This is a genomic window from Vibrio sp. Hal054 (assembly GCF_037162405.1).
GTDB classification, from domain to species: Bacteria; Pseudomonadota; Gammaproteobacteria; order Enterobacterales; family Vibrionaceae; genus Vibrio; species Vibrio diazotrophicus.
Genome location: NZ_JARLUT010000002.1, coordinates 1,369,007 through 1,382,527, shown reverse-complemented (window position 1 = coordinate 1,382,527; position 13,521 = coordinate 1,369,007). Strand labels below are relative to the sequence as shown.

The 13,521-nt window shown below is 40.2% G+C and carries 16 protein-coding genes; 9 read left to right on the top strand and 7 right to left on the bottom strand.

What is annotated here, in order from left to right; genetic code table 11:
* Positions 1–5: 5 nt before the first annotated feature.
* From P4S58_RS22245 to norV, 3 genes are read right to left on the bottom strand one after another with little or no spacing between them, the layout of a single operon-like run.
* On the bottom strand, positions 6–338 hold the full coding sequence (locus P4S58_RS22245) for a DUF1971 domain-containing protein (RefSeq protein WP_102968635.1): 333 nt from the start codon (positions 336–338) through the stop codon (positions 6–8).
* A 40-nt stretch (positions 339–378) separates the two neighbouring features.
* Positions 379–1,527: an NADH:flavorubredoxin reductase NorW gene (gene norW / locus P4S58_RS22240; RefSeq protein WP_237292085.1), complete on the bottom strand. Its 1,149-nt coding sequence runs from the start codon at positions 1,525–1,527 to the stop codon at positions 379–381.
* 9 nt (positions 1,528–1,536) lie between these two features.
* Entirely contained in the window at positions 1,537–3,018 is a 1,482-nt protein-coding gene (gene norV / locus P4S58_RS22235) for an anaerobic nitric oxide reductase flavorubredoxin (protein ID WP_237292086.1), read from the bottom strand.
* Positions 3,019–3,214: 196 nt separating this feature from the next.
* Here norV and norR point away from each other — a divergent pair, with 196 nt between their 5' ends.
* Positions 3,215–4,747: a nitric oxide reductase transcriptional regulator NorR gene (gene norR / locus P4S58_RS22230; RefSeq protein WP_102968638.1), complete on the top strand. Its 1,533-nt coding sequence runs from the start codon at positions 3,215–3,217 to the stop codon at positions 4,745–4,747.
* 577 nt (positions 4,748–5,324) lie between these two features.
* On the top strand, positions 5,325–5,621 hold the full coding sequence (locus P4S58_RS22225; protein WP_237292087.1) for a cyclic-phosphate processing receiver domain-containing protein: 297 nt from the start codon (positions 5,325–5,327) through the stop codon (positions 5,619–5,621).
* A 22-nt stretch (positions 5,622–5,643) separates the two neighbouring features.
* Here P4S58_RS22225 and P4S58_RS22220 read toward each other — a convergent pair whose 3' ends face one another.
* The 3 genes from P4S58_RS22220 to P4S58_RS22210 are packed head-to-tail and all read right to left on the bottom strand — an operon-like array spanning position 5,644 to position 6,785.
* A complete protein-coding gene (locus tag P4S58_RS22220) occupies positions 5,644–5,943 on the bottom strand; it encodes a hypothetical protein (RefSeq protein ID WP_237292088.1) in 300 nt (99 codons plus the stop codon).
* 25 nt (positions 5,944–5,968) lie between these two features.
* Positions 5,969–6,460 (bottom strand): hypothetical protein, encoded by a 492-nt coding sequence (locus tag P4S58_RS22215; RefSeq protein ID WP_237292089.1) that lies wholly within the window; start codon positions 6,458–6,460, stop codon positions 5,969–5,971.
* A gap of 19 nt (positions 6,461–6,479) precedes the next feature.
* The gene (locus P4S58_RS22210) at positions 6,480–6,785 is read right to left on the bottom strand and encodes a hypothetical protein (RefSeq protein ID WP_237292090.1); all 306 of its coding nucleotides are present in this window, start codon (positions 6,783–6,785) and stop codon (positions 6,480–6,482) included.
* Between the two features lie 152 nt (positions 6,786–6,937).
* Here P4S58_RS22210 and P4S58_RS22205 point away from each other — a divergent pair, with 152 nt between their 5' ends.
* The 6 genes from P4S58_RS22205 to cas6f all read left to right on the top strand — a co-directional run bounded on the left by P4S58_RS22205 (position 6,938) and on the right by cas6f (position 12,284).
* Positions 6,938–7,396 carry a hypothetical protein gene (locus tag P4S58_RS22205; protein WP_237292091.1) on the top strand — a complete coding sequence of 153 codons (459 nt, stop codon included), beginning with the start codon at positions 6,938–6,940 and terminating at the stop codon, positions 7,394–7,396.
* 148 nt (positions 7,397–7,544) lie between these two features.
* Entirely contained in the window at positions 7,545–8,732 is a 1,188-nt protein-coding gene (locus P4S58_RS22200) for a TniQ family protein (protein ID WP_337165792.1), read from the top strand.
* Positions 8,733–9,674 (top strand): hypothetical protein, encoded by a 942-nt coding sequence (locus tag P4S58_RS22195; protein ID WP_337165791.1) that lies wholly within the window; start codon positions 8,733–8,735, stop codon positions 9,672–9,674.
* Positions 9,626–10,654 carry a type I-F CRISPR-associated protein Csy2 gene (locus tag P4S58_RS22190; protein ID WP_337165790.1) on the top strand — a complete coding sequence of 343 codons (1,029 nt, stop codon included), beginning with the start codon at positions 9,626–9,628 and terminating at the stop codon, positions 10,652–10,654. The genes P4S58_RS22195 and P4S58_RS22190 overlap by 49 nt, the downstream gene beginning before the upstream one ends.
* Positions 10,641–11,684, top strand: coding sequence for a type I-F CRISPR-associated protein Csy3 (gene csy3 / locus P4S58_RS22185; protein ID WP_337165789.1), 1,044 nt, complete (start codon positions 10,641–10,643; stop codon positions 11,682–11,684). Before P4S58_RS22190 ends, csy3 begins: the two co-directional genes overlap by 14 nt.
* A 3-nt stretch (positions 11,685–11,687) precedes the next feature.
* Positions 11,688–12,284, top strand: a complete 597-nt coding sequence (gene cas6f, locus P4S58_RS22180) for a type I-F CRISPR-associated endoribonuclease Cas6/Csy4 (protein ID WP_337165788.1) — start codon at positions 11,688–11,690, stop codon at positions 12,282–12,284.
* A 416-nt stretch (positions 12,285–12,700) separates the two neighbouring features.
* Here cas6f and P4S58_RS22175 read toward each other — a convergent pair whose 3' ends face one another.
* Positions 12,701–12,907, bottom strand: coding sequence for a helix-turn-helix domain-containing protein (locus P4S58_RS22175; protein WP_038887775.1), 207 nt, complete (start codon positions 12,905–12,907; stop codon positions 12,701–12,703).
* A 110-nt stretch (positions 12,908–13,017) separates the two neighbouring features.
* Here P4S58_RS22175 and P4S58_RS22170 point away from each other — a divergent pair, with 110 nt between their 5' ends.
* Entirely contained in the window at positions 13,018–13,503 is a 486-nt protein-coding gene (locus tag P4S58_RS22170; protein WP_337165785.1) for a hypothetical protein, read from the top strand.
* Positions 13,504–13,521 lie beyond the last annotated feature (18 nt).

The window sequence follows — 13,521 nt, the reverse complement described above, 5'->3', positions numbered from 1 at the left end:
TTAGGCTATGAATGATACATTGGCTGATTGGTTTTAGTTGAATTGGACCAAAAATTAATATTGAATTGGGCATCATCACTCAACTCAATACGATGCCAATATTCCGGTGGACTTGTCGCAAATTGACCCGCATTAATGACAACAACCACTTCAGGTTCTGTGGAATTCGCATCGGCAAAACCATAATAAGTCACTTGCCCCTCCATCACACACAATTGACCGAACACTCCTTCCGCTGTGTTATGGTGAGATAGTAGCGCTTGCGGCACGTTATCATTTGTGAAAAATGGTGTTGAGCGTTGAATCGTCCACTCTTTTGGAATACGTAGGTGCGACATAATACCCTCTTTGTTTAACTTTTATTGAAATTCGATGTTTCTATTGACCAGATAGTTTTGACAATTCGCGAAGCAGTGGGAATGCCTGCGTGACTTGTTCGCTTGTAACGACAAAACCAACGAGATGGCCGTTATCATCTGTCGCTTTCGCCACAATACCAGGAGCAGATATACTCACCTCCCAATTCTCAACACCGTTTACGGTCCCCGCGAGTTGGATTGGGTAACTAGGTGTTTTGACCTTAACCATCATAGGAGGTAACACCAGCTCGGCGTCTTGCCCCAATAGTTGTTTGCCTAGTACGTTGGCGCTTAAAACAATGGGTTGTAGGTATGGCATCATTCGCTCTTGGATTTCTACGCAATCTCCCAACGCAAAGACATTGTGAGTTGAAGTCTGCAAGCGACTATCAACGACAATCCCTTTGTTAACCCTAATAGCCGCTTCTTTAGCCAACTGTGTATTGGCACATAAGCCAGCCGCTGATATCACGATATCGGTTTCAACTGTGCGCCCAGAGCTTAATGTTGCCGTTGATCCACTTTCTGAACGGTCTACTGCTACTACGCTAGTTTCTAACGCCAGCTGAACGCCTTGCTGCTTAAGCTGTCTTTCTATTGGCAAAGCAATGAACTCAGGAATTAAGTTTGCCAATAAGCGAGTATTTGGCTCGATAACGGTTACGTTTTTACCACTGGTTGCAAGATCCATAGCAATTTCAACACCAATTAACCCACCACCGATTATCAAAACCCGTTTTGCTCGGCTAATATGCGTCTCAGCCGCCTGGTACTCTTGTAGCGAGTTCAACGTCAATACGTCTCTTACTCCATCACCATTCATTGGTGGTACGAATGCTTTTGCTCCCGTAGCAAACACCAGCTTTCCATAGGGGTAAACTTGCCCATTTGCTGTCACCTGCTGCGTGTAAACATCCACCTTTTCAACCTTGGTGTTTGCAAACAACTCGATGTTATGTTCTTTAGCAAACACGTCGCCAGATTTGACAACTAAATCCGAGGCGGTTTGTTTTCTACTAAAGACATGACTCAAATCTGGTTTGTTGTATTCGGCACCATCTTCAGCAGTAAAGACCTGAATTGGAATATGTGCGTCCATACGACGCACTGTTTTAATTAACTGGTAAGCAGCAAAACCACTACCAATAATCACTATAGGTGTCTGCATACTGCCTCCTTACGCTTTATATTCAACAAAGACATCTTTGCCTAAGTGACATTCTGGACATAAGAAGTAATCGGGTATGTCAGACCATACTGTTCCAGGCTCAATGCCTTGGTTTGGCTCACCTTTTGAAGGATCATATACCCAGTTACACACAGTACATATCATGCACTGACACCCTTCAGGATGTGGCGGCTCCTGTTGGACACCAAGCTGAACTTCTTCGACTTTTCGCGGATTCACTTGTGGTGTTTGCTCTAAAGCTTGCGAACGGAGTTCAATAGGTCTTAATAGCAAGTTGTTGGCCCATAATTTAGCAATAGCCTGACCATGTTCACGACATTCGCGCATCGCTTTTCCGTCTGGTCGCCATTTGGTTTTCAAGCTGATTGCAGTTTCGAATCCTGCATCGGTTAACCGCGCATGTATACGATCAACCGCGCCACCATTCCAACCGTAGCTACCAAAGGCGGCCGCTTTTTTCGCTTTAAAACGAAGACCTGTAATTTCCTCTAGCATTCCTGCAATTTTTGGCATCATGACGTTGTTCATGGTTGAGGACCCGACCAAAATCCCTTTGGAGCGGAATACGTTAGCGAGAATTTCATTCTTATCATGCTTAGAGACGTTGAAAACCTTAACGGCAACGCCAGAATCAACATCATGAATGCCCTGTGCAATCGCATCCGCCATCATTCGAGTATTATTTGACATCGAGTCGTAGAAAATCGTAATGCGATCTTCTTGATAATTATCCGCCCACTCTAAATATTGCTCAATAATTTGAGCAGGATTATCTCTCCACACAATACCATGTGATGTAGCAATCAAATCGACAGGCAGATTAAAACTGAGCACCTCTTTAATCTTTGCCGTTACTAGGCTGCTGAATGGCGTTAAGATATTGGAATAGTAACGTAAGCATTGCTCCATCAACTCATTTTGATCGACTTCATCATTGAATAATCGTTCATCGCAATAATGTTGGCCGAATGCATCATTACTAAATAACACCGCATCACCCGTCAGATAAGTCATCATACTGTCAGGCCAGTGAAGCATTGGCGCTTCAACAAAAACGAGCTGTTTTCCGTTACCAATATCAATGCTGTCACCTGTTTTTACCGTTTTGAATTTCCACTCAGGATGATGGTGATGTCCAACAATTGAATCTATCGCGGCTTCGGTACAATATATGGGGGTGTTAGGAATTTTCTCCATTAATGCGGATAAAGCGCCTGAGTGATCTTCTTCCGCATGGTTCACAACGATAAAATCAATGGACTTAAGATCAATTTCCATCTCAAGGTTTTGAAGAAACTGATGGCTGAATCGATGATCAACAGTATCAATCAATACCGTTTTTTCTTCTCGAATGAGGTAACTGTTGTAGCTGGTACCTTTAGTCATTTTGTATTCTGTACCATGAAAATCTTGCACTTCCCAATCGCGTTGACCTACCCAGTGAATATTGTTTTTAACATGAATTGTCATTGTCACTACCTTAACGTGGATTTAAATTAATTTATCTCTGATACATTAGTTATTGCACAAGGCATGCCAAAAACACATATTGTTATTTATCAAACATTTACCACAAACTCGTCACACAAACGATGTCTTTATGACATTGTTGACAGCTGTCATTAAGACATTATAATTGTCATATTGACAGTTGTGGATATTCAATATGACTACACTAATCGCCCAATGGCTTCACATTACACAAGATCTGAATTCAGCTCTTACTCGACAAGCTCGTTTTGACACCTTGCTCACCACAATACGAGAAGTCTTAAAGTGCGATTCTTCTGCCCTGCTTCTTTACGAAGATCAGCACTTTAAACCGCTAGCCATCAACGGTTTAGCAAAAGAAGTATTGGGCCGCCGTTTCTCTATCAATGAACATCCAAGATTAGAAGCGATTGCCCGCGCGGGTGATATTGTACGTTTTCCATCGGATAGTAACTTGCCCGACCCCTACGACGGCTTGATCCCTAATCATGAAGACAAATTGCACATCCATTCATGCATCGGGTTACCGTTATTAATAGACGATTATCTCATCGGCGCTATCACCATTGATGCTTTTGATCCCTTCCAGTTTGATTCACTTCTAAATCATGAGCTACGTTTTATCAGTGCGTTGGCCGCTGGCGGGCTTCATACCGCATTGCTTCTCGAACAATTGGAAACACAAACTAGCTTGCCGAGAGAATCGTATACTGAAAAACGTACATTGAATGACGACATTATTGGTGAGTCACCAGAAATGAAGTCATTGCAACAACAAATTAATGCGGTCGCTGACACTGAACTGTCCGTATTAGTCATGGGCGAAACTGGAGTAGGGAAAGAGTTGGTCGCCAACGCTATTCATCATCGTTCTAATCGCGCAGATAAAACATTGGTCTACCTAAATTGTGCAGCGTTACCTGAATCTGTAGCAGAAAGTGAATTGTTTGGGCATATAAAAGGAGCGTTCACTGGAGCGATCAGTAATCGCAAAGGTAAATTCGAGCAGGCCGACGGTGGTACTTTATTTTTAGATGAGATTGGTGAGCTGTCACTTGAATTACAAGCAAAGCTGTTGCGAGCTTTGCAGTATGGGGACATTCAGCGCGTCGGGGATGATCGGCACATTCGTGTTAATACTCGTATTGTGGCAGCCACCAACCGAGTTTTACATGAAGAAGTGACAGCAGGACGTTTTAGAGCCGATTTATATCATCGTTTAAGCGTCTTCCCGATTCGTGTTCCTCCACTGCGTGAACGTGAGGAGGACGTAATATTATTAGCAGGTTTCTTCGCAGAACAGCTACGAAGCAAATTGGGACTAAGTAGCATCCGCTTTTCATCAGATCTTATTCAAGCATTAAAAAAATACTCGTGGCCAGGGAACGTACGAGAACTGGAGCATATGATCAAACGTGCAGGTGTATTGTCCAAAGCACGCGCACACTCAGTGGACATCGAACTGATGGTAGCAGACTTTGATATCTATACGTCACCGTCTGCAATTTCACATGGAACGAACACACCAGATATTTCGTCGATTAATCAACCAAATGTCGGACTTAAAGAAGCAACGGATAGATACCAGAAAAAACTCATTCTACAAGCTCTCGATCTTAATCAAGGCAATTGGGCAGCAGCAGCTCGTCAATTAGAAATGGATAGTGGAAACCTACACCGTTTAGCTAAACGTTTAGGGATCAAGTAGTAAGGCACTTTTCCCCAGAGCAGAGAGCCAGATAATTAATTAATAACTTATGTAATCACCATTAGTGCTCTATGAGCAAGGATTCCCTCAATTATCCGCCCTCTCGTACACATTAGCTCAAATATAACTGCCTCGCTCATGTCATTGCCGTTATTACATAACATTTGAAATGCATCTCTTTCATCAATCTTTTGATACTTTGAGAAATGCGTTCCCCCTTTCCGGAGCAAAGCTTCGAGAGAATGTTCCTCATTTTTCTTAATCACAGGGAGGCTTATCGACAAGGACGGACCATTATAGTAATCATCATATTCAAAAGTATAACCAGTGTGCTCTTCACCACGGACCCTGCATAACGACTCATGTTGAGACTCTCTTATGTCAAATATCGACGATTGAGGTACGTTGTTGGCTGCGATTATTTGTGCAAATACTGTTTTAAGTCGTTATAAACTGCTACGTAACTCATGGCTCATCGAAATTATGATAGTTAATGGTGTATCAATCTAACTGGTTGTTATAAAAGTACTAAATTCAAATTTATCTTAGCAAATACGCCATAAAATAAGGAGCTAAAATGAAAGTCTACCTCGATGATGAACGGCAAACTCCAGAAGGATGGCATAGAGTTTACTGGCCCGAGGAAGTCATTAACTTACTTAAGCAAGGTATCGTTACTGAAATTGGTCTCGATCATGATCTTGGAGACGATGAACATGGAACGGGCTATGACGTGATCCTGTGGATTGAAGAGGCGGTTGCAACTCAAGGCTTTCAACCACCTTTAATCCGCGTTCATAGTGCTAATTCATCGGCAAGACAGAAAATGGAATTCGGTATCACAAATATTAAACGATTAAGTATGTTAGATTGAACTAGGAGGTGCTCTGCTTCTTCTATGTAAACGTTGATATATATACAACAACGTTTACAGCAAAAATAGCTGCTACTTTTACCGAAAACGATATCCATTTTCTTTTAGATGAATGATAAATCGCTTGTTTAACTTCTTGTAGCTCTACCAGCAAGCGCTGTTCTTGGTACGATAAAACCCCATCAAGTATCTTTTGCGCAGTTCCTGATTTCCATTGTTCGTACAATCTTAGTCTTTCAAGAGAAGGGAAATCATCAGCAGCATTTCCGCTTCCAGAGGAAGCTAAAATCTGCTCTACAGTTCGTCTCTTTCTCAAAAACATCGACACACGGCCCCGTAAGTTAAATTTAATAGTCTGCTGATCTTAAGTCGCGTATTTTAGAGATGAGTTGACAAGTGACGCCCTTTCCAAACTCTGAACGTAAGTAACGTTCTGGATAGGGTTGTAATAGTTCCTCAGAACCGATTTCTCCGCAAACATACCATTGAGCATTCAATCCATATGAGTGAGCTATCATCCTACGCACTGGGTTGTTGTCGTACATTTGCATCCTGAAGGGCAACTCTGTCTCCGGTGCTAATTCATCGCTAGAAAATACACCATGTTCAATAAGATATGCTCGGTCATAACAAGTTCCCAAAGGGTAAAGTAGTAGGCCTGCTTCTAAGGCTGCACTTCTTAGCTTGTCGATAGCTTGAGAATCCGGTTCTACCATTTCTAAAAGAGCCTTTGTTCGAGTATTGAACCATTCTTTATACTTGGCGTGTACCCTTGCATTACGGTGAAAATATTCATTCGAATAGAACAAACTAAGTATGTCGAAATATAAAATCTTCATTGAAATCCTCTAATTCGTATTAAGAATAGTTAAAATGGAGCTTCATGAAAATATCCAGGTGACATCCTCTTTCTAAGGCTCTTTCCTCAATTTGCTTCCACAGCATAGGTAAATAGGTCTTAAGAACTTCCGCATCAGATTGATGGTATTTATCTTCACATTCTCCTGAGGCTGCCTTTAGCCACTCAGAAGGAGTTAAAAGAGTGAGACCTTGATGAAAATACTCTGGAATGACTGCCCGAATTGAGTCTTTGCTACCGCTAGCAACATAAATCGTGACACCTTCACCCGTCGCGTAATAATGACTAACACCGATATAAAACATATCAGCTCCTAACTAAATTAACTTTCATATCAACCCATTAAGTAGCTACAGTTAGTACAATACCTCTCCAAACTGAAGAATATATTGAACAATGCATTTTGAGGATTATAATCCCCATAATGCATTTATGACAACCTCTGACAAAAACACCGATGCTTAGACAGAACTACTTTAGATATTCAGACGTTAGCTCAGAGCTCTCTCGGCTAGCCTTAATTGGCACAGAAGCTCGAATAATTTATGAAGAATATAAAGACACTTCATTGCTCAATGATTGGATTACAATCATAAAAACTGAAGAAAGTAATGCTATTAGTGAACTGTACACCCATGGACGCCTGGATAGTTGGGATCTATTTGAGAAAACGACAAGTATAGATGAAAAAGAAACATTGAGTGATTTTCTTATATTTTGCAAAGAGTTAGTGAAGCCTCAAACCAGAGTTTTTGAAAATGCATATCAATTGTATGTCCAAAAATATAAAAATAATCTTGCGCTAAAAAAGACACTTCGGTTAACGTATTTATTAATAGCACTGTATAACGAAGTATTTGATTTAATTGAAAAAATAAAAGAAAGTCAATTGTACCGTTTTGAAAATTTGTCTTAATTACAGGAGCACTGTTATACCGCAGAACTTCTTAATAGCTAAAGTCCATGCTAACCCACTGTGATATATAGCAAATTTTCAAAAATATAACCTTCATCAACTATTTTATGAACTACAGTTAATAAAACACCGTAAATCAATATATCTAATGCTCCTACAACGCCCTAAACCTTATCCAGATGAAAGCCTTGAGAGCTTTTTTATCCGTGTAGCCAACAAAAATGGCTACGATGATATCCAACGATTTTTAGAAGCACTCAAGCGTTTCCTGATAGACAAAAACCCTAGGCAGTTCCAAACATTTCCAACTAACATCTGTAAAATCAACCCGTACTCATCTAAAAATCATTCTATTTCACGAACAAATGCTCTCCTTGAGCTCAGCCATATGACATTCAACGAACCAGCCAATTTATTGGGTATGGCATTGAATAGAAACCAAATGAAGTTCTCGCCATCAACGACAGCCCTGATACGTAATGCCGAAGTTATTCCACGCTCACTTTTACTTAAAGACTCAGTTCCATGCTGTCCAATTTGTCTGAATGAAAAAGGATATGCGAATTACCGATGGCATTTCTCAGGCTACGATTATTGCCACGAACATAATGTTAAATTAGCGAGTCACTGTATCTGTGGGGCAATTTATGATTATCGTAACGCGGGTTTGTCCGGAATCTGTCCTGAGTGTGGTGAAGTCGTTACTTCGACTCCAGTTAGTGATGATTCAAGTGGCGTAAAAATCGCGTCTTGGTTATCCGGATTCGATGTAGCTCCGTTGCCAATTATTCCCCAGAGTTACCGATGGGGGCTAATTCATTGGTGGTCTCAAATGTTCGAGGCAACTCAAACCAGTGACTCTGAAAAATTTATGACTTTTTGGGAACAATGGCCAAACTCCTTCCACGACATGATTGAAACTGAAATCGAATCCGGCTTTGAATATGCCGTCGTTAGTCAAGCCGAATTACGAATAAAAGATGTTCTGGGCAAAATACTATTTAGTTCGATTAAACTTCCTGACCGAAACTTTCGCTCTAATATTATCTTGAAAGAGCTCTTTCAATATTTAGAAGCACACTTGTGGGATAATGACGGAAGGCTAGCAAATCTGAGACTGAATACGTCCGACATATGTATCGTACTGAACTGTTCTAAAGAACAGGTAGCGTCGATGGTTAAACAGCGGATTCTTATCCCAACTCGACACCCTAAAAGTCGGGAAATCTTAATCGACACAGATTATGTCTTTTATTTCGGTGATATTTATTGTCTTTGGCTTTCAGAATGTCAGACCGATGAGTTTAATCGCTATTTCTATGTATCAAGGTGGTAAATGAGGACACTGGCAGAAATACTAAAAAGCAAAACGGACAATCTCAACCGAGACTTACGCAGAGCATTTCGACCGCTTTCTCCTCCTGTGGATATATCGGACTCCCCTGCCGAAGCATTAACCATACTAGTAAACCTGACAGATAAGGTCATTGAACAAAAAGATCTGCTTGACCGAAGTAAATGTAAAGAAAAGCTCAGAGATGAAAAATGGTGGCTAAGCTGTTTAAAGACCGTTAAATATCGTCAAAGTCATAATCCCAAGTTCCCCAACATCAGAGCAAGTGGAATCATCCGAGCTATCCCTATGGGTGATATACCACCTTTTATGCTCTCTTCAAGTAAGTTAGCAAGATGTAATTGGGCTTATGCTAATGATTCAAGTCAGGTTAATAAATCCTCATTTTTAACCAGCGAGTTTATCTGGCATAACCGTGTTCACTTCTTAGGAGAACTACTTACTGATATTGAACATCCTCTGTGGAATATATTGAAAAAACTCGGGTGTTACGTAAAAACGTCCAAAGAAATTTCTAGAAAACTGGCACTTATTCCTCCACATGATATTAGCACACCGCTAGCACGAAACTACCTGACACAGATATCTCTTCCGGATAATGATAATTCATATATTTCATTGTCACCTGTGGCATCCCAATCAATACAAAATAATTGTTATGAGACACTGAAAGAACACTACCGATTTTCTTCAATCACGCGGTTCAGTCGAGCAACAAACATGGGAACGCTGGCTATGAGTTGTGGTGGTAACTTCAGAATGCTTCATTCTTTACCTCCGATAGAAAAATACAAACACCATCATTTAACTGATACAGAACAATGGCTCACGAAAAAATCGGTAAAGGCACTACGAGAATATACAGAATCTACCCATTGGATAATTTCACCAAATCAACTAGCAAAAAAAGAAAATCAATCATAGAAAACATTCGACTAATGCTTACTCAATGGTTAAGTACAATTAGCGAACGGGAATATTCAAATAGGAAAGAATTGACTGAACGCTTCAATGCCGATTTAGCGAAAACAAAGTTCGCAAGTCGCTATGCTTATGATCCCCTGTTAACTCAGTTAATCTACAACTCTATAGGTTCAATCATTCAATCACCGCCTCAAGAGGTCCCAAAGCCTGAGGGAATCGAAGAAAATTACTTACTGTTGCCGAATCTTAAAATCTCTGGCGCATCTGCCATGAACACTTCTGTGAGTATTGGGTTACCTTCTATGACGGCATTTTATGGATTCGTGCACGCTTTTGAGAGAAATCTACAAACAGTAATTCCCAACGTTAAAATAGAAAGTTTTGCCGTATGCATTCATAACTTACACGTAGAAAACCGGGGATTAACAAGAGAGTGGGCTCTCAATACCAAAGATGAAATTAAGGCTCCTGCAACGCGAGATGATTGGCAATCTGACCTTAACGCAAGTCTTATTCTTCAATGCAGCAATTACTCTCCGCTAGTACCATGTGATTTCATGCGCCTATTACCTAGAAGACTAGCCAGAGGAAAGGTAACGGTCGCAATTTCAGCCATTGACCGCTTGGGAAGGAGTTTAAGTTTAGCTGAAGCAATCAAAACAATACCAGTTGATACCGGCAGGTGGCTCAGCCTGAATCACGAAGCAGTATTAAATAGTATTCAAGACATCATTGATGAATTGAAAGAAAACCGAATGCAAACAGTCAACTGCATTGGATATCACCTGTTAGAACTTCCTAGTGAAAAACGTTACTCACTTCGCAGCTATAAACACGCTTTCGCCGAAACCATACTTGGTGTCATGAAATTATTCGCAATTAGTGAACATACAATTCCCGACCAATACTTTTGGAAATATCACTATTCGAAGCAAGGCCCAATTTTACTTCCTAGGAGTATATCCGATGAAACTTCCTAATAGCTTGTCTTATATGAGATCTATCGATCCTTCTGATATCGTATTTCTTGTTAACTGGTCTGACGGCAAGAGAACACCACTCCCATACTCCAGCCGAACAGCACTAGGTAGGAAAGAAGGTACATCATCTGCATATAAAAACGATGATGAAATTAATAAGGATGTCACCGAATATTCTTTAGCCCATGGTAACCCACACGAAGTCGACTATTGTTGTGTGCCTTACGGTGCAGAGAGTATTGAGTGCGAATTTTCTGTTTCATTTGCCTCAAGTCTTCGTAAACCATTTAAATGTTCCGATCCAGAAGTAAAACGAACCCTTGTTCACTTAATTAAGCTCTACGAGCAAAAAGTTGGTTGGGAGGAACTAGCCACCCGATTCCTCGAAAATATTTGTAATGGTAGATGGCTTTGGAGAAATAACGAGCACACATACTCTACATCAATCAGCATAAAACCTTGGCCATGGGAAGACGAGGAAGCCATTATCTCATTCAATGACATACGAAGAAACTATACTGATATTAATAAGTTCAGGGATCATAAAGACTGGGAGGCTTTAATCAAGTTAATCACTGACGCTTTTTCCCAACCAAATGGACTCTGTATTTTCGAAGTCAGCGCCACAATTCGTTTAGGCAAAAACGCTCCTATTTATCCTAGTCAAGTGTTCAAGGAGTTCGTCCAAGGCGAAAAAAATCGCATTTACCAAAAAACTGAAGTAGATGGAGAGAAAAGCCCTATACTCGGTTGCTATAAAACAGGAGCAGCAATAGCCACTATTGATGACTGGTATCCAGATGCAGAAGAGCCATTACGTATCAGTCACTATGGAGCACACAAGGAAGATGTTTATTGCTATCGCCACCCAAATACAGGAAAAGATTTATTTACGCTTTTGCAGCGAGCTGATGAATATGTCGAACAACTTGATGCCGGACATGTGTTATCTGATGAAACAATTAATGACCTACATTTTGTTGTAGCAAACCTAATTAAAGGCGGGCTACTTCAACTAAAAGGAAAATAAACCATGGATTGGTACTATAAAACTATCACCTTTTTGCCTGAATATAGAAACAATGAAGCTATAGCTGCTAAGTGCTTAAAGGAATTACATTCTTTTAATTATGAATACAAAACTAGGTCAATTGGTATCTCATTCCCACTCTGGAACCAAGAAACAGTGGGACAAAAAATAACATTTGTCAGTACCAACAAAATGGAATTAGATTTTTTGTTGTCACGAAGGTATTTCACACAAATGACAAAACTTGGGTACTTTAGTATATCCACAGCTCAAATCGTCCCAGACGATTGTTCCTACGCTCTATTCAAACGTAAACAATCTATAGACAAATCCACACCTGCGGGCCAAGCTAGGGGACTAAAAAGGCTTGAAAGAAGAGCCTTAGAACGTGGCGAGATATTTGACCCAACGTCTTATTCCAAAAACACTACTCACGAATTCCAGAGCTACCACTCACTTGAAGAAGATAGCAGCGGTGGCAATAAATTCCGGCTAAACATACAAATGGAACAACTAGAAAATACTATAGATACAGGAACGTTTAGCAGCTATGGGCTAGGCAATACAGATAATTCGTTACAGCTTGTACCTTTGATTTAACCTTATTTCTAAATCCTCTTCATAACCTATTGATTTTAGTGCCTATAACATTGCATTAAATTTAAAAGGGCACATTAGTATAATAAATATTAACTAACTGATATTTATGGACTAATATTAAATCGGTAATAGTGTACTGCCGAGTAGGTAGCTGATAATTATTAAAAAGGTTTATTTGGTGATCCAGGGCAGTGTACTGCCGAGTAGGTAGATAGCTTTGAAAAATCAATACTATTATCATTTCCAAACAGCTGACCCTTTAGCTGTTTGCTTTAGCGCAGATTGAGGATTATAATCCTCAATACTACTGCGAAGTAGCTGATAATAAATTTACATCTCCCGGCTCTGCCAAAAAACGAATACTGCCGAATAGGTAGACTATCAAATCAACAATCTCAGAGCTTCTACCAGTTTTCTTACGGTAAAAGCTCTCGAACATCACAACCAAGAACAGTTGCAATCTGATAGACTTTTTCTAGTGTGATGTTCACTTCACCTCGCTCAATTCGTCCTACATAGCTACGATCAATGTCAGCCGTTAAAGCCAATTTATCCTGTGAAATACCTTTGTCTTTCCGCATAGAGCGGACATTGTGACCAAATTTTTTCGCTAAGTCTTTCATTTCAAACGTACATTAAAAAGAAAGACTATCGGTTCTTGCTGCATACATTACCACGGATTATAATCCGCATTTAATTTTAAATATTCTTATCAATTGCTGAGAGTTTATACGTGCCAAAAGTCTTTACTGTTCACCCAGACATCATTGATATCCTAATTCAACCTGACATGGAGGAATTTCAAATTCCCGAAATTCGAGATCTACTGTTAGCTTCTAGTATGCAAATTAAAAACAAAGACAATGTACGTTCACTTGTATCTAGACAGCTTAATGCAATGGTTAAGCAAGGACTATTAACGAGCACGGGAACCCATCGTAATAAAGTCTTTCGTAAGACTCACTTGTTTGGTCAATTCAATATTGAAACGAACGAAGACCAAAACGGAAATGAAGCTAGCACTCCCAATATATTGAAACCAACTCTCTATCTAAGTGAACTAGAGAAAATACGGAGCAGACTTAATGCAGAGCTCGCAATACTGATTGCGGAGATGGACGAATATCGTTCAATTATGGAAAAATTTCCACAGACTCAGGAAAAGGTTGCGTATTTCGGTGATTGCGATCGCTCGTTTCGGTTTATTCCGAACACTTGATCCTGCCGTTTTTCTCTC